Below are 16,073 nucleotides of genomic sequence, written 5' to 3'. Positions count from 1 at the left end.
GGTACATCGATGCCCGTCGCCACCGACGCCCACCCCTCACCCAACAGCGACGGGCTGATGCACCGGCACGGCCCCGACCCACCCACCGGCAGAACCCGGGACCCGGCCCAGGCCCCGGCCCCGTGGTGGACTGACCCCCATGACCACCGGGACGGACAAGCCGAACGACCCTGAGTCACGAGGCCTCCGCCTCGTGCCCGCGCTGCTGTCGCTGACCGTGGTCAGCGGACTCATCGACGCGGTGAGCTACCTGGGCCTGGGCCACGTCTTCACGGCGAACATGACCGGCAACGTGGTGGTGCTCGGCTTCGCCGCGGCCGGAGCACCCGGCTTCTCCGTGGCGCACACCCTCACCTCGCTGTGCTGCTTCGCGGCGGGCGCCGCGACCGGCGGACGAACGGCGGTGCGGCTGAGCGACGGCTCACGCCGCACCTGGGCCCGCACCGCGTTCGCCGCCGAAGCCGTCCTGACGCTCGCCTGCGCGGCGGCGGCCTTCGCCGCCCCCCACGCCACCGCCACCACCTACACCGTGATCGCCGTCACGGCGTTCGCGATGGGCCTGCGCAACGCGACGGTCCGCAGGCTCGGCGTCGCCGACCTGACCACCACCGTCCTGACGATGACCCTGACGGGCCTGGCCGCCGACTCCCGCCTCGGCGGCGGCGCGGGCCACCACTCCCCGCGCCGGACCGCCTCCGTGCTGGCGATGGCCGCAGGCGCCCTGCTCGGCGCGTGGCTCGTCCTCAACCACGGCCTCGCCCTCCCCCTGCTGATCGCCGCGCTCGTCCCGGCGGCACTGGCCGTGACGACCTCCGGCCGGGAGTGAACCCACCAGAGCCGAGCCATGGCAAGCCCAGCCACAGCCGCTCACAGCCGCTGAATGATGGTCCCGGTAGCCAGCCCCCCACCCGCACACATCGTGATCAGCGCGAACTCCTTGTCCGCACGCTCCAGTTCATGCAGCGCCGTGGTGATGAGCCGAGCCCCCGTGGCCCCCACGGGATGCCCGAGCGCGATCCCGCCCCCGTTCACGTTCACCTTCTCCAGGTCCTGCCCGAAGACCTGCGCCCAGCTCAGCACCACGGACGCGAAGGCCTCGTTGATCTCGACGAGGTCGATGTCCTTCAACGACATCCCCGCCTTGCCGAGCACAGCCCGGGTGGCGTCGATCGGACCGTCCAGATGGAAGTGCGGGTCCGAACCCACCAGCGCCTGGGCCACGATGCGCGCCCGCGGCCGCAGTTTCAGCGCCCGCGCCATGCGCTTCGACGCCCACAGGATGGTGGCCGCGCCGTCCGAGATCTGGGAGGAGTTGCCGGCCGTGTGAACGGCCGTCGGCATCACCGGCTTCAGCTTCGCCAGTGCCTCCATGGACGTGTCGCGCAGCCCCTCGTCCCGGTCGACGAGCCGCCACATGCCCTGTCCCGCCCGCTGTTCGTCCTCGGTGGTGGGCACCTGCACGGCGTACGTCTCGCGCTTGAACCGCTCCTCGGACCAGGCCACAGCGGCCCGTTCCTGCGAGATGAGCCCGAGGGAGTCGACGTTCTCCCGGGTCAGTCCGCGGTGGCGCGCGATCCGTTCGGCCGCCTCGAACTGGTTCGGCAGGTCGACGTTCCACTCGTCGGGGAACGGCTTGCCGGGACCGTGCTTGGACCCCGAGCCCAGCGGCACCCGCGACATCGCCTCGACACCGCAGCTGATCCCGACGTCGATGACACCCGCCGCGATCATGTTGGCGACCATGTGGGAGGCCTGCTGCGAGGAGCCGCACTGACAGTCGACCGTCGTCGCCGCCGTCTCGTAGGGCAGTCCCACCGTCAGCCAGGCGGTGCGCGCGGGGTTCATCGACTGCTCGCCGGCGTGGGTCACCGTGCCGCCGACGATCTGCTCGACGCAGTCGGCGGGGATGCCGGTGCGGCCGAGGAGTTCACGGTAGGTCTCGCCCAGGAGATAGGCGGGGTGCAGGTTGGCGAGCGCGCCACCGCGCTTGCCGATGGGGGTCCGTACGGCTTCGACGATCACGGGTTCCGCGGCCATGGGGGCTCGTCCTCTCCTCAGGCCTGCCCGACGGTCAGGCCCAGCTGACCCGCGCAGCGCGGGGCGTCCCGGCCCACCCACCGCGCAGAACTAGAACGCGTACCAGTTCTGCGTGCAGTTTGCTGAGCGAACCCCCCACGCCGCAAGGGTCGTGCAGCTCCCGAAGTCGTGATCTGTACGAATCCCGCACGCAATTGGGGGGCCCGCGCCTCTTGCCACTTGTAGAACCCGTTACTACCTTCACGGCGATTCCTCTTTCCTGATGGACCGTCAGAAGCGCCCCTGGAGTTGCCGATGTCCTGTCCAGCGCTGCCCGACGGGTTCGATTTCACCGACCCCGATGTGCTGCACCACCGCGTGCCCCTCCCGGAGTTCGCCGCGTTGCGCCGGGCCGAACCGGTCCACTGGATCCCCCAGCAGCCCGGTGTCGCCGGCTTCGAGGACGACGGCTACTGGGCCGTCACCCGGCACTCGGACGTCAAGTACGTCTCGACGCACCCCGAACTGTTCTCCTCGTTCCTCAACACCGCCGTCATCCGCTTCAACGAGCACATCCAGCGCGAGCAGATCGAGGTCCAGCGGCTCATCATGCTGAACATGGACCCGCCCGAACACACCCGGGTCCGTCAGATCGTGCAGCGCGGCTTCACCCCGCGCGCCATCCGCTCGCTGGAGGACGCGCTGCGCGCCCGCGCCGGTTCGATCGTCGCGAACGCGCTCGCGCAGGCCGCCCCCGACGGCTCCTTCGACTTCGTCACCCAGGTCGCCTGCGAACTTCCGCTCCAGGCGATAGCGGAGCTCATCGGGGTCCCGCAGGAGGACCGCGTCAAGATCTTCGACTGGTCCAACAAGATGGTGGCGTACGACGATCCGGAGTACGCGATCACCGAGGAGATCGGCGCCGAGTCGGCCACCGAACTCATCTCGTACGCGATGAACATGGCGGCGGACCGCAAGCAGTGCCCCGCCAAGGACATCGTCAGCACACTGGTGGCGGCGGAGGACGAGGGGAACCTCGCCACCGACGAATTCGGCTTCTTCGTCCTGCTGCTGGCGGTCGCCGGCAACGAGACGACCCGCAACGCCATCACCCACGGGATGCACGCCCTGCTCACCCACCCCGACCAGTGGGAGCTGTACAAGCGGGAACGGCCGAAGACCACCGCCGAGGAGATCGTCCGCTGGGCGACCCCCGTCGTCGCCTTCCAGCGCACCGCCACCCAGGACACCGAACTGGGCGGGCAGCGGATCAGGAAGGGCGATCGCGTCGGCATCTTCTACTCCTCCGCCAACAACGATCCCGAGGTGTTCGAGAACCCCGAGGTCTTCGACATCACCCGTGACCCCAACCCGCACCTCGGCTTCGGCGGCGGCGGTCCGCACTTCTGCCTCGGCAGGTCCCTGGCCACGCTGGAGATCGACCTGATCTTCAACGCGATCGCCGACGCGATGCCGGATCTGTCGCTGGCGGGCGATCCGCGCCGCCTCCGCTCCGCCTGGCTGAACGGCGTCAAGGAACTCCAGGTCCGTCGCGCGTAGCGGGTGCCGCACGCCCGGGCCGACGGCCTCCCGGCGCCGTCGGCCCGTCCCGAGGGAGGCAGAGGCACATCCCCCGCGCCCGCCTCTGCCTCCCCCGAGACCCGCGCCCTCCCCCGGCACACGCACCCGCGCCCTCAGCCTCAGCCACCCGCACACCACCTCGGCGCACACCGCCCCGCCCCGCTCCCGCCCGGAACACGGCACCGGACCAGCCCAGGCACGTGACCCGACCGGATCAGCCTGGCGTCCGACCGGATCAGCCCGGTGTCCGGCCCACCGCACGGACCGGCGGTTTCACACCCGCCCCGACCGGTTCCACGGGCGTCCGGGACCGCGGGCCGGTGAGGAGATACGTCAGCCCGAAGCCCGCCGCGACCACCGCCGCGCCGCCGCCGGCGTCCAGGACCCAGTGATTCCCGGTCGCCACGATCGAGGAGAGCGTCAGCAGCGGGTGCAGCAGGCCCAGCGCCTTCATCCACCACCGGGGCGCCAGCACCGCGATGACGACCCCGCACCACAGGGCCCAGCCGAAGTGCAGCGAGGGCATCGCCGCGTACTGGTTCGTCAGCTCGGTCAGCGTGCCGTAGTCGGGCTTGGAGAAGTCCTGCACGCCGTGCACGGTGTCGATCATGCCGAGGCCCGGCATCAGGCGCGGCGGGGCGAGCGGGTAGAGCCAGAAGCCGACGAGGGCGAGGAGGGTGGCGAAACCGAGGGCGGAGCGGGCCCAGCGGTGGTCGGCCGGGCGGCGGACGTAGAGCACGGCGAGGATGGTGAGCGGGACACCGAAGTGGAACGACTGGTAGTAGAAGTCGAAGAAATCCCTCAGGAAGGGGACCTGGACCACCGAGTGGTTGACCCAGTGCTCGATGTCCAGGTGCAGGAACCGCTCGACGGCGAGGATCTGCTCGCCGTGACGCTCGGCGGCGGCCCTCCCGCCCGCGTTGGTGCCGCCCGTCGCGGCCAGCCTGACCTGCTGGTAGGCGGAGTACCCGACGCGGATCAGGAGCAGTTCGAGCAGCAGGTTCGTCCGGGTGAGGACCCGGCCGGACGGCAGCAGCGGGACCCGCTTCCACCGGGTGGGGAGGGGTGCCGCGTGGTCGGCGGGGACCGGGGCCCGGTAGTACGCGGACGTACGGGACAGGAACGGTACGGCGATGGCGGCGGCCAGCGCGGTGATCAGCACCACGTTGTCACGCAGCGGTTCGAGCGCCGGCATGTCCGGCAGCATCATCCGGGCGGGCAGGGTCATGACGAGGACGACCGCGACGGGCCACACATAGCGGTCCGAGGTCTTCCGGCCGACCCGGCCGACGAGCGCGAGCAGCACCCACAGCACCTGGTGCTGCCACGTGGTGGGCGAGACGACGACGGCGACGCAGCCGGTCACCGCGACGGCGAGCAGCAACTGTCCGTCGCGGGCGTAGCGCACCGCGCGGCGGAGTCCGACGACGGCGACGGCCGCGCCGAGCGCCAGGAAGAGCCCGACCTCCAGCGGCCCGGTGAGACCGAGCCGGAGCAGCGCGCCGTGCAGGGACTGGTTGGCGAGGTCGTCGGCGTCCTTGCCGAGGCCGACGCCCGCCAGGTGGTGCACCCAGTACGTGTTCGAGTCGTGCGGCATCGCGGCCCAGGCGAGCGCGGTGAGGGCGGCGAACGTGGCCCCGGTGGAGACGGCGGCGCGGCGGCGGCCGGTGAACCAGAGCAGCGGCGTGAAGAGCAGCACGGTCGGCTGGAGGGCCGCCGCGAGCCCGATGAGGACCCCGCAGAGGCGTTCCCCGCGGACGACGAAGCAGCCGAGCAGGACGAGCAGCACCGGGATGATGCTGGTCTGGCCGAGGTAGAGCGCGTTGCGTACGGGGAGCGACAGCATCAGCAGGCTGACGGCCACGGGCGCGGCGAGCAGCGACGTACGCCGGCTCACGGGAGGCGGCAGGGCGCGGGCGGCCACCAGGCCGAGCGCCACGACGAGCAGCAGGGTGCCGAAGGTCCAGCCCCAGCCGAGGGCCTGTTCGGCCGACCGGGTGAGGGGTTTGAGGACGAGGCCGCCGAACGGGGTGCCGGTGAACCGTGTCGAGTCGTACAGCGAGCCGTTCACGTGCAGTACGCCGTTCGGGCCGACCCAGGTCTCCAGATCCGTCAGCCGGTCCGCCTTGGGGGTGCTGAGGACGGCGGCGACCTGCCGTACGGCCAGTACCGCGGCGACCGCCCAGAGCCCGACGCGCAGCGCGCGCAGCCGTGCTCGCACGGTCTCCGGCGCTCCCACGAGGCTGCCTTCGCCCGGCCGTCCGCCGTGCTCCACGTTCGCCACGCCTCGTCGACCCTCCCGACCCATTGACCGGTCCGTGCCTCACAGATCCCTTATGTCAACCCATATCAGGATCTCGCGTGTCACGGCCACCCTCGCCGGGAGCGGCGGGAGCCCTCGATCGGCCCGACGGCTTCTCCTTTTTTGTCCGAATGTCGACGGTCGGCGAAGCGGCCGGTTCCCCGCCGGCCCCGCGACATGGATCACAGACGAGCCTCCGGCGGGACGGCTTCGACCACCCCGTCACGCCTGCGTACGCGGCCTTTATGTGCGCTGCGCGGCCGGCCGCGTACCTCACGTGACGGGGACGAACAGGCCTAAGGTCGCTTTTCGGCCCGCCTCCGGGCAGGCCGTCGGTCCACCCCGGGCGACCCACGGGTCACCTGTGCGAGCCCTCGGCCCGCCCCCGGGCGGACCCGTCCCTGTCCCCGGCGAAAGGAAGGCCCTTGCCGACCGCGACCCCGACGGCCCCCGCCGTACGCGTCCCCGCTCCCGCCCGCCCCGTCTCCCCCGAGGTCACCGTCACCGACCCCGCGCTCGTCAGGCGCGCCGTGAAGGCGGCGGCGCTCGGCAACGCGATGGAATGGTTCGACTTCGGCGTCTACAGCTACATCGCCGTGACCCTGGGCAAGGTCTTCTTCCCCTCGGGCAACCCGACCGCCCAGCTCCTCGCGACCTTCGGCGCCTTCGCCGCGGCCTTCCTCGTCCGCCCGCTCGGCGGCATGGTCTTCGGCCCGCTCGGCGACCGGATCGGCCGCCAGAAGGTCCTCGCCCTCACCATGATCATGATGGCGGCCGGCACCTTCGCGATCGGTCTGATCCCGTCGTACGCCACCATCGGCGTCGGCGCTCCGGTCCTGCTGCTGGCGGCCCGTCTGGTGCAGGGCTTCTCCACCGGCGGCGAGTACGCGGGCGCCTCGACCTTCATCGCCGAGTACGCGCCCGACAAGAAGCGCGGCTTCTTCGGCAGCTGGCTGGAGTTCGGCACGCTGGCCGGTTACATCGGCGGCGCGGGTCTGGTGACCCTGATGACCGCCCTGCTGTCCACCGACGACCTGCTGTCCTGGGGCTGGCGCGTCCCGTTCCTGATCGCGGGCCCGATGGGCGTCGTCGGCCTGTATCTGCGGATGCGCCTCGAGGAGACCCCGGCCTTCGCCGCGGAGCTCGAGAAGTCCGAGGCGGCCCGCCCCAAGGTGCCGCTGCGTGAGATGGTCACCGGCCAGTGGCGCACCCTGCTCCTGTGCGTGGGCCTGGTGCTGGTCTTCAACGTCACCGACTACATGCTGCTGTCCTACATGCCGAGCTACCTGACCAGCGAGCTCAAGTACGACGAGACGCACGGTCTGCTCGTGGTCCTCGGCGTGATGGCGCTGATGATGGTCGTGCAGCCGTTCGCGGGCGCCCTGACCGACCGGATCGGCCGCCGACCGGTGATCGCCGCGGGCTGCGCCGGCTTCCTCGCCCTGTCCGTGCCGGCCCTGCTGCTGATCCGCCAGGGCAGCCTGCTCGCCGTCGCGCTCGGCATGGGCGCGCTCGGCCTGCTGCTGGTCTGCTTCACGGCCGCGATGCCCGCCGCGCTCCCGGCGCTCTTCCCGACACGGGTCCGCTACGGCTCGCTCTCGATCGGCTTCAACGTCTCCGTCTCGCTCTTCGGCGGAACGACCCCGCTGGTCGTCACCGCCCTCATCGGAGCGACCGGGAACATGATGATGCCCGCGTACTACATGATGGCCGCGGCCGTCATCGGCGGTGCGGCGGTCTGGTTCATGACGGAGTCCGCGGGCCGGCCCCTGCCGGGCTCGGCGCCCGCCGTGGAACCCGCGAGCCGCTGACATCCGTGAGGCCCGGACGCCGTCGGCGCGCGGGGCCCGAATCCCGCTGGCAGGCGGGAGCGCCGACGGCTAGGTTCGGTCCCAGAAGTCTTTAGCGCATCTAACTAGGCTAGGAAAGGCCCGGTGCATGAGCGAGTCTCAGCTCTGGAAAGACGTCGACGACCACTTCACGAACCTCCTGGCCCCCGCCGACGAGATCCTCGCCGCCGCGCTGCACGACAGCGACGCGGCCGGACTGCCTCCGATCAACGTCGCGCCGAACCACGGGAAGCTGCTCCGGCTGATCGCCGAGATCCAGGGCGCCCGCCGCATCCTGGAGATCGGCACACTCGGCGGTTACAGCACGATCTGGCTGGGCCGCGCGCTGCCCGCCGACGGGCAGCTGATCACCCTCGAGTACGACCCCCGGCACGCCGAGGTCGCCCGCGCCAACCTCGCGCGGGCGGGCCTCGACACGATCGCCGAGGTGCGGGTGGGTCCCGCCCTGGAGACCCTGCCGAAGCTGGCGGACGAGAACCCGGAGCCGTTCGACCTCGTCTTCATCGACGCGGACAAGGTGAACAACCCCCACTACATCGAGTGGGCGGTCCGGCTCACCCGGCCCGGCAGCGTGATCGTCCTCGACAACGTGGTCCGCGGCGGAGCGGTCACCGACGCGTCGAGCACCGACCCGAGCGTGCTGGGCACCCGGGCCGCGCTCGAACTGATCGCCTCCCACCCGAAGTTGAACGGAACGGCGCTTCAGACGGTGGGCGTCAAGGGATACGACGGGTTCGCCCTGGCCCGCGTGGAAGCCTGACCGCCGGTCCCGCCCCGCACCGCCGCACCGGTCCTAGAGCTCGTGGTAGAAGCCCACGTTCACGGTGTGGGGCCCGGTGCGGTCCTGGATGACGAGCTCACCGGAGCCGCCCGCCGGGAGTCTGGCCGTCCCGCCGTACGGAACCGGCTGGGGATGCAGTCCCGTCAGGATCAGCCGGACCTCGGAGGACGGCTCCGCGTGGGAGCCCCGGAGCCAGGTGACCTGCCAGGAGCCGTCCGGGCCGCACTGGAACTCCAGGTGGACCCGGGAGACGAACAGCCAGTCGTCGGGGGTCGCGAGACGGCACACGGCCCGGTCCCTACCCACCCGCAGCATGGCTCCGGGGTCGCTCGGCGCGTCGGCCATCTGCATCCCGGCCGTCGCTCCGACGTCCCCTCCGGACACCGAGGCCATGGTGAGTTCGAGCAACGCGCGCTCCTTCGTGAGGTGCTGGTCCAATTGTCCCGCCGGGGAACGTCGTTGCCCCGTCGCCGCCGCATGATAATTCGACCTTTCCCCTCGCCGTGTGACCTCCGGCACAATGGACTCATGACCGAGCGCAAGCCACCCGGTGTCAGCTTCGAGTCCTGGGTCGACCGACAGATCCGCCAGGCGGAGGCCCGCGGCGAATTCACGGAACTCCCCGGCGCGGGCAAGCCGCTGCCGGCGATCACCGACACTCCGTACGACGAACTCTGGTGGATCAAGCGGAAGATGGCCCGCGAGGGTCTGTCGGTCCTGCCGCCCACACTGGCCCTGCGCAAGGAGGCGGAGGACGTGCTCGCGGCGGTTTCCGGGCTTCCCTCGGAGCGGGCGGTGCGGCGGGCCGTCGAGGACATCAACGCCAAGATCCGCGAGGTCATGTTCAAGCCACCGCCCGGACCTCCGCTCGGGCTCAAGCCGTACGACGTGGAGAAGATCGTCGGGGAGTGGCACGCGGCCCGCGAGAGCCCGGCCCCCGGCGGCCCGGGGCCCGACGAGCGGGGTGAAGCCGGATCCGCGTGAGCCGGGGCGGACGACGTGCCGCCGGAGGCGGTCCGGCCGCAACCGTCCGTACTTCGGCGGGCCGGCGCGTTCGGCGGGCCGACGGGCCGAGTCTCAGCCGGGCGCCGTGAGGCGGCACTAAGGACGTGAGGCCGCGTCCCGGGGCATGGTCCGGGACGCGGCCTCACTTCGCGGGGAGGGTGTGGAGCCGGCTCAGAGCCGCAGGAGCCGCTCGGTCATCTCCCGGTAGTCCCGCAGGGCGAGCCGGAGCTGCTCGGTGTCGGGGTCCGTCGCCTTGCCCTCGCCGCCGGACTTCCAGGACGTCCGCAGGTCGCGCCGCCGCCGGGTCACGGCTTCGGTGAACCGGCCCGCGAGTTCCTCCAGCACATGGTCGGCCTCCTCGACGGCGGCCTGCGGCCCGTCGACGAAGCCGCCGACCGCGTGCCGCATCCGCAGCGAGAACTTGTCGTGCTCGTCCAGCGGCAGCATCCGCTCGTCGCGCCCGGCGGAGTCGCCCGCACGGTCCTCGGTGTCCGCCGAGCCGCTCCCGGGGGGCGTTCCCCCGGCGTCACGGGGCGCGGGGCGCTGCCCGGAGCCTCCGGGAGTCCCGGACGCGCGGGATGCGGCGCCGGCGCCCGTACGCCCCGTACGGTCGTCGCCCGGTGCCTCTCGCTCGTCGAGGTCGGCGCCGGTGGTCGCGCGGGCCGTCGCACCGGTCCCGGCCGGACGGACTGCCCGGCCGTCACCGTCGGTGGCACGGCCGCCGTTCCTGTCCGGGGCACTGTTCCTGTCCGGAGTACTGCTGTTCCTGTCCAGGGTGCCGGTCTTGTCCGGGGCGCTGCTCCTGTCCAAGGCACCGTTCCTGTCCGGGGCGCCGTTCCTGTCCACGGTGGCGTTCCTGTCCACGGTGCCGGTCTTGTCCGGGGTGCCCGGAGCGGTCTCGGTGGACGCGGGGTCCACGTGGCCCTTCAAGGCCTCGCGGCGCGACACCTCCTCGGCCTCACCGCGGTTCTCGTCAGCCCGGTCGTCCGAGGAACGCCCGGGGGGTACCGGGGTCACACGGCCCTTCATGGCAGCGGTCTCGCGGGACGGGGTCCGCTCGGAATCCTGTTCTGGCTTCATGGCGCTCACTTTCCTCAACTCCCCTTCGCCTGACGCCTGGTGAAGGACCAGGGAAGGTGGGAGCGAGTGTCGGGGGTAGAGGTCTTGGTGCTGTTCTCGGTGCTCTCGGCGCTCTCGGCGCTCTCGGCGCTATAGGTACGCCCGGTGCTCTCGGCCGGCTCGGTCGGCTCGGTGCGCCCTGCGCTCGCCGTCGCCGGCTCGGGCTCGGCGCGCCGGGCGTCCTTGGTCAGGGCGAAGCGCCTGCTGCGCTCCGGACGGGCGGCCGGCGGCTCGCTCACATCGTCCGTGTCGCGCACCCGGCCGGGCGAGCTGTCCTCGCGGGTCGGGGTCAGCAGGTCGTCGAAGAGGTCGCGGGCCTCCAGCATGGCCTCGCGCAGCTTCTCGGTGTCGGCACTCCCGTTCCCGTTCGCGTTCCCGCTGGTGCGGGCCAGTGCGGCCCGGTGCACGCTGCGGTAGCCGTGAACATGGTGTCCGTGGTGGACGGAGAGCGCGGACACCTGCTCCTCGTAGCGGTCCCCGTCGGGGAATCCGCGTGCTCCGGCCAGCTCGCCGAGCAGCCGGTCGGCCTCGGCCACCGCCTCCCGGGGGGAGTCGACGAAGCGTTCCTGGGCGGCCGTCCAGCCGGCCGCGTACCGTTCCCGGGCGGCGGGTTCCAGCGGCCGCGCCTGCAGCGCGCCGTGCCGCTTCACCCGCTCGTTGAGGTCGCGTTCGGCGGCCTGGGTGTCGCCGTCGTGCCGGGCGACGGTCCGGTCGTACTCGGGTCCGAAGCGCCGCCGCAGGGTGCGCCCGCCCGGCGGCCTTCGGGCGAGGAGGATCAGGGCGGCCGCGACAACGGCAACGGCCGCCACGATGATCAGAACGATGATCACGCCTGTGGACATGGGTGCCTTCCCGGTTCTCGACCCAACGGGCCGGTTCTCGGACCGGGTTGCCCGGAACCAGCTCCTCAAACGGCCCCGGGGCCGCGCGGGCCGTCAACCCCCTCTCCGCGTCGCCCTGTTCGGCCGAGCTCCTTATCCGGTTGCGCGCCGGGGGCGGCGGCCGCCGACAATGGCGTCCATGACCCGATCGTCTACCGGCACGCGAGGCTCCTGGAGCGTGGCCCCCGAACCCTTCGACTCCCCTGCGCCCCAAGCGCTTTGGCGGGCGTACTACACGGAGGTCAGCGACCGGTGGTACCAGGTGCACGAGGGGCGTACGACGGATCCCGACGAGCTGGAGCGGGAGATCGCCGCACAGCCGGGCGCCGAGTTCGCCCCGCCGACGGGTGTGCTGCTGGTCGCCCGCCACGACGGTGAGCCCGGCGGCACGGCGGGGGTGCGGATGCTCGACGCCACGACGGGCGAGCTGAGCCGCGTCTTCGTCCGCGCGGACCTGCGCGGCAAGGGGGCGGCCCCGCTCCTGCTGGCGGCCGCCGAGGCCGCCGCCCGTGGCCTGGGCGCCCGGCGGCTCGTCCTCGACACCCGCTCCGACCTCGTCGAGGCGCGGGCCCTGTACGCCCGGCACGGGTACGAGGAGACCCCGGCGCACAACGACGAGGCCTACGCCGAGCACTGGTTCCGGAAGGATCTGACCGGCTGACGGTCAGCCCATTTCCCCCTCGGGCCGGCCGAGCAGCATGCGCTCGTGGGGCCGCTCCGCGTCGGAGCCGCACATCTCCTCGTTCAGCTCCGCGACCAGCTTGGTGAGGTCGGTCGGACGGTCCGGGGCCCACCAGTCGCCCAGGAGTTCGGCGAGGGACTCCTCGCGGGCCCGTGACAGATTCCCGGCGACGACACGGCCCTCGTCGGTCAGGACCAGGTCCAGGCCCTCGCGGCGGGCGAGCCGGCGTTCCTCGATCTGGCGGGCGGCGGCCAGCACGACGTCCAGGGGTACGGCGCTGTGCTCGGACAGCAGAGCGGGCTCGGCCCACCCGTACTTCTTGATCCGCAGCAGCAGCCAGCTCGCCGCCGGCAGCAGGTCGTAGCCCGCGCGCGCGGTGATCTTCTCGTAGATCTCGCGGCGCCCCTCGCGGGTGCCGAGCACGGACAGTGCCCGGCACACCTCGTCGTACGACGACCGCTCGACCGGGTTGCTGGCGAGTGTCTCCGTGACGTCGGGGGCCGTGACGGAGCCGCGCAGTCTGTCCTCGCGCAGGAACCAGGCCAGCACGAAACCGAGCAGGGCGACCGGGGCCGCGTACAGGAAGACATCGGTGATCGAGGTCGCGAACGCGTGCAGGACGGACGGCTTGAGGTCCGCGGGAAGCTGGGCGATCCCCTTCGGGTCGGCCTTCAGGGAGTCCGTGGTGATGCCGGGTGGAAGCTGCTGCCCGCCCAGTGCCTTGGTCAGGTTGTCGCCGAGGCGGCCCGCGAAGACCGTGCCGAAGATCGCGACGCCGAACGAGGCGCCGATGGACCGGAAGAAGGTCGCCCCGGAGGTGGCGACGCCCAGATCCTCGTACGACACCGCGTTCTGCACGATGAGGACCAGCACCTGCATGACCAGGCCGAGGCCCAGGCCGAACACGAAGAAGTACGCGCTCATCTCGCCCGTGCTGCTGTTCTCGTCGAGCTGGTGCAGCAGGAGCAGACCGAGGGCGGTGACGCCGGTGCCGGCGACCGGGAACACCTTCCAGCGGCCGGTACGGCTGACGATCTGGCCGGAGACCGTGGAGGACAGCAGCAGCCCGAACACCATCGGCAGCATGTGCACGCCGGACATCGTGGGCGAGACGCCCTGCACGACCTGGAGGAACGTCGGCAGATAGGTCATCGCGCCGAACATCGCGAACCCCACGATGAAGCTGATGATCGCGGACAGCGTGAAGGTGTGCACCTGGAACAGCTTGAGCGGCAGAACGGGTTCGGCCGCGCGCCGCTCCACCGCGACGAAGGCGACGCCGAGGACCACGCCGACGATCACGAGACCGATGACCTGCGGCGAGCCCCAGTCCCAGGTGGTGCCGCCCAGCGAGGCCACCAGGACCAGGCAGGTGGCGACCGCGGCGATCAGGAACGTACCGGCGTAGTCGATGACATGCCGTGCCGACTTCTTCGGGATGTGCAGGACCGCGGCGATCACCGCGAGCGCCACGACACCGACGGGCAGGTTGATGTAGAAGACCCAGCGCCAGCTCAGGTGTTCCGTGAACAGCCCGCCGAGCAGCGGCCCCAGCACACTCGTCGCGCCGAACACCGCTCCGAACAGCCCCTGGTACTTGCCCCGTTCGCGCGGCGGGACGAGGTCGCCGACGATGGCCATCGACAGCACCATCAGTCCGCCGCCGCCGAGTCCCTGCAACGCCCGGAAGGCGATCAGCTCGCCCATGTTCTGCGACATGCCGCACAGCGCCGACCCGATCAGGAAGATCACGATCGCCGTCTGGAAGAGCTTCTTGCGGCCGTACTGATCGCCGAGCTTGCCCCACAGCGGGGTCGCCGCCGTCGACGCGAGCAGGTACGCCGTGACCACCCAGGAGAGGTGCTCCAGACCGCCGAGGTCGCTCACGATGGTCGGCAGCGCGGTGGACACGATCGTCTGGTCCAGCGCGGCCAGCAGCATGCCGAGCAGCAGGGCGCCGATGGACACGAAGACGCTGCCGTGCACCGTGCCCCGGGCGTCGGTCGCCGCCGCGCTGCGGCGGCGCACCGCCGACTCGCTCACCTCGACCGAGTCGTGCAGTCCGGGCGGTCCGCCCGTGCCGCCGCCGGCCGGCGCCTCCGCCCCGTCCGGCACCTGGCCGGACGGTGTGTCGGAACCGTGCGCGTCCCCGGTCATGCGGCCTCCCTGAGCACCGAGGGTCCCGGTCACCCTCCATCCTGATCGGTGTGTCCGGTTATGGCCTGTCGAGCCAACCGGAATCCACGTTTTAGGGGGGCTGCTTGAAGGTTGTATGAAGGTCGTCCGGATAATCACTGGAGTTTTCAGGGGGGAGGGACCCACTCGTGACTGAACCGACCGGGCATGTCTGCCCCGAGTGCGCCGCACACCGGGCGCAGGACGGCACCCCGTCCTGCGCCTGTACCAGCAGGGCGTCCGACGCCCTGCGCGACGAGCGCTCGGCGGAGGCCGCGGCGGCGGAGGACTTCAACCCGCTGCGCATACGGCCCTACGTAGAACTGGGTACGGAGTACCCCGGGCACTTCGGAGGGGGCTGGGGACCCGCCGAGGGCGCCGGCACCCCGGGTCCGGCCGGCCCGGCCGGGGGCCCCTGGCAGGCCGCCCCGACGGCCGGTGAGCCCTGGGCGGCCGCCGAAGCGGGCACCTGGACGCCGGAGGGCACCTCGGCGCCCGTGAGCGCCCATGGGGCACCTCCGGGCGGCGGGGCCTGGGCGGCCGACGCCACGCGGGTGAACGGCGGCGAGCCGCGCGTTCACGGCGGCGCACCGGTCGGCGGCGTCGAGCCGGCGGACCCCGTGGCCGGCGCCCAGCCGGCCGGAGGGATGCCGATGCCCCCCGCGGGCGGAGAGGACGCGGCCGCTTCGACCATGCAGCTCTCCGCGATCCCGGCCGACGCGACCATGCGACTGGCCCCGGTACCGGCGGACGTCACCCAACGCTCGGCACCGCTGCCGCCGGAGGTGACCACACCGTCGGCACCGATGCCGGCCGACGCGACCATGCGGCTGAAGGCGCTCCCCTCGGAGGCGCGCGCCACCGACGTCCGCCTCTTCCACGAGAACGCGCGCTCCTCGGAGCCCGGCCGGGAAGCCTCGTCCGCGGGGCGCTCCAGGCGTCGCCGGCGCAGTGGCCTCCTGGCCGTCACCGGAGTCGTGGTGACGGTGGCGGCCGCGGCGGGGGTCGCGAGCGGCCTGCTCTCCTACGACCCTCCCGCGCGGGACGAGGGCCAGCCCAAGGACGTCAGGGCGAGCGCCCCGGACGTCCTGTCCGACACGGCCTCCGCGGTGCCGTCGGCGAGCGCGTCCTCGACGGGTTCCGCCTCGGCGTCCCCGTCGGCCTCGGCGAGCGCGAGCCCGTCGCCGTCGGCGTCCGAGTCGGACACGTCGGCGAGCCCGTCCTCTTCGGCCTCGGCGTCGCCGACGTCCGCGCGCCCGAGCCCGACAGCGACCGCGACCGGATCCGTGGATTCCACCGGGGGCGGCGTTCCGAACGCAGTGGCCGGGCCCACCCTGCGGCGCGGCGACAGCGGGTCCGAGGTGACCGAGCTCCAGCTCCGGCTGAGCCAGCTGAGGATGTACATGCGGAAGGCCGACGGCCAGTTCGACCGCCGCCTCGAAGACGCCGTGCGCTGGTACCAGTGGGCCCGGGGCATCGCGGGAGACGATCCGGGGGTGTACGGCCCGGCCACACGGGCGAGCCTGGAGGCGGAGACGTCCCAGCCGTAACTCGGGTGCGCCTGCGTCTGCGGGTGTCGGTCGGTGCGGGTGCGTTGTGGGTCGGGGCCGTGCCGGTGCATCAGCCCGTCGCCGTTGGGTGAGGGGTGGGCGTCGGTGGCGACGGGCATCGATGTACCGGC

At 72.1% G+C, this 16,073-nt stretch carries 13 protein-coding genes; 7 read left to right on the top strand and 6 right to left on the bottom strand.

The features are described from left to right. Positions 1 to 139: 139 nt before the first annotated feature. Entirely contained in the window at positions 140 to 826 is a 687-nt protein-coding gene (locus ACF07B_RS42620) for a YoaK family protein (protein WP_369486409.1), read from the top strand. A gap of 41 nt (positions 827 to 867) precedes the next feature. Here the strand turns inward: ACF07B_RS42620 and ACF07B_RS42615 are convergent, their stop codons facing one another. Beyond that, complete coding sequence (locus ACF07B_RS42615) at positions 868 to 2,037, bottom strand: steroid 3-ketoacyl-CoA thiolase (RefSeq protein ID WP_362408763.1); 1,170 nt, start codon at positions 2,035 to 2,037, stop codon at positions 868 to 870. Positions 2,038 to 2,331: 294 nt separating this feature from the next. On the opposite strand from ACF07B_RS42615, the gene ACF07B_RS42610 reads away from it, so the two are divergent. After that, complete coding sequence (locus ACF07B_RS42610) at positions 2,332 to 3,576, top strand: cytochrome P450 (protein ID WP_392182899.1); 1,245 nt, start codon at positions 2,332 to 2,334, stop codon at positions 3,574 to 3,576. 256 nt (positions 3,577 to 3,832) lie between these two features. Here ACF07B_RS42610 and ACF07B_RS42605 read toward each other — a convergent pair whose 3' ends face one another. Next, positions 3,833 to 5,881, bottom strand: coding sequence for a bifunctional glycosyltransferase 87/phosphatase PAP2 family protein (locus ACF07B_RS42605; protein ID WP_392182898.1), 2,049 nt, complete (start codon positions 5,879 to 5,881; stop codon positions 3,833 to 3,835). A gap of 443 nt (positions 5,882 to 6,324) precedes the next feature. Between ACF07B_RS42605 and proP the strand changes: the two genes are divergently transcribed. Further along, a complete protein-coding gene (gene proP, locus ACF07B_RS42600; protein ID WP_369486406.1) occupies positions 6,325 to 7,710 on the top strand; it encodes a glycine betaine/L-proline transporter ProP in 1,386 nt (461 codons plus the stop codon). 127 nt (positions 7,711 to 7,837) lie between these two features. Beyond that, the gene (locus ACF07B_RS42595; protein ID WP_369486405.1) at positions 7,838 to 8,509 is read left to right on the top strand and encodes an O-methyltransferase; all 672 of its coding nucleotides are present in this window, start codon (positions 7,838 to 7,840) and stop codon (positions 8,507 to 8,509) included. A gap of 33 nt (positions 8,510 to 8,542) precedes the next feature. Here ACF07B_RS42595 and ACF07B_RS42590 read toward each other — a convergent pair whose 3' ends face one another. Further along, positions 8,543 to 8,938: a hypothetical protein gene (locus tag ACF07B_RS42590; protein ID WP_392182897.1), complete on the bottom strand. Its 396-nt coding sequence runs from the start codon at positions 8,936 to 8,938 to the stop codon at positions 8,543 to 8,545. A 120-nt stretch (positions 8,939 to 9,058) separates the two neighbouring features. Here ACF07B_RS42590 and ACF07B_RS42585 point away from each other — a divergent pair, with 120 nt between their 5' ends. Next, positions 9,059 to 9,514, top strand: coding sequence for a DUF1992 domain-containing protein (locus ACF07B_RS42585; RefSeq protein ID WP_392182896.1), 456 nt, complete (start codon positions 9,059 to 9,061; stop codon positions 9,512 to 9,514). 192 nt (positions 9,515 to 9,706) lie between these two features. Here the strand turns inward: ACF07B_RS42585 and ACF07B_RS42580 are convergent, their stop codons facing one another. Further along, on the bottom strand, positions 9,707 to 10,615 hold the full coding sequence (locus tag ACF07B_RS42580; protein WP_392182895.1) for a hypothetical protein: 909 nt from the start codon (positions 10,613 to 10,615) through the stop codon (positions 9,707 to 9,709). 14 nt (positions 10,616 to 10,629) lie between these two features. Then, positions 10,630 to 11,496, bottom strand: a complete 867-nt coding sequence (locus ACF07B_RS42575; protein ID WP_392182894.1) for a hypothetical protein — start codon at positions 11,494 to 11,496, stop codon at positions 10,630 to 10,632. Positions 11,497 to 11,674: 178 nt separating this feature from the next. On the opposite strand from ACF07B_RS42575, the gene ACF07B_RS42570 reads away from it, so the two are divergent. Beyond that, positions 11,675 to 12,196, top strand: coding sequence for a GNAT family N-acetyltransferase (locus tag ACF07B_RS42570; RefSeq protein ID WP_392182893.1), 522 nt, complete (start codon positions 11,675 to 11,677; stop codon positions 12,194 to 12,196). A gap of 3 nt (positions 12,197 to 12,199) precedes the next feature. Here ACF07B_RS42570 and ACF07B_RS42565 read toward each other — a convergent pair whose 3' ends face one another. Next, positions 12,200 to 14,374 carry an MDR family MFS transporter gene (locus ACF07B_RS42565; protein ID WP_392182892.1) on the bottom strand — a complete coding sequence of 725 codons (2,175 nt, stop codon included), beginning with the start codon at positions 14,372 to 14,374 and terminating at the stop codon, positions 12,200 to 12,202. Between the two features lie 167 nt (positions 14,375 to 14,541). Between ACF07B_RS42565 and ACF07B_RS42560 the strand changes: the two genes are divergently transcribed. Then, positions 14,542 to 15,942, top strand: coding sequence for a peptidoglycan-binding protein (locus ACF07B_RS42560; protein WP_392182891.1), 1,401 nt, complete (start codon positions 14,542 to 14,544; stop codon positions 15,940 to 15,942). The last annotated feature ends 131 nt before the right edge of the window (positions 15,943 to 16,073 follow it).

Origin of the sequence: Streptomyces sp. NPDC015532 (assembly GCF_043078065.1) — a bacterium.
GTDB lineage: Bacteria > Actinomycetota > Actinomycetes > Streptomycetales > Streptomycetaceae > Streptomyces.
Note: the sequence above shows the minus strand (reverse complement) of the source record. Positions and strands in the feature narration are given on the sequence as shown.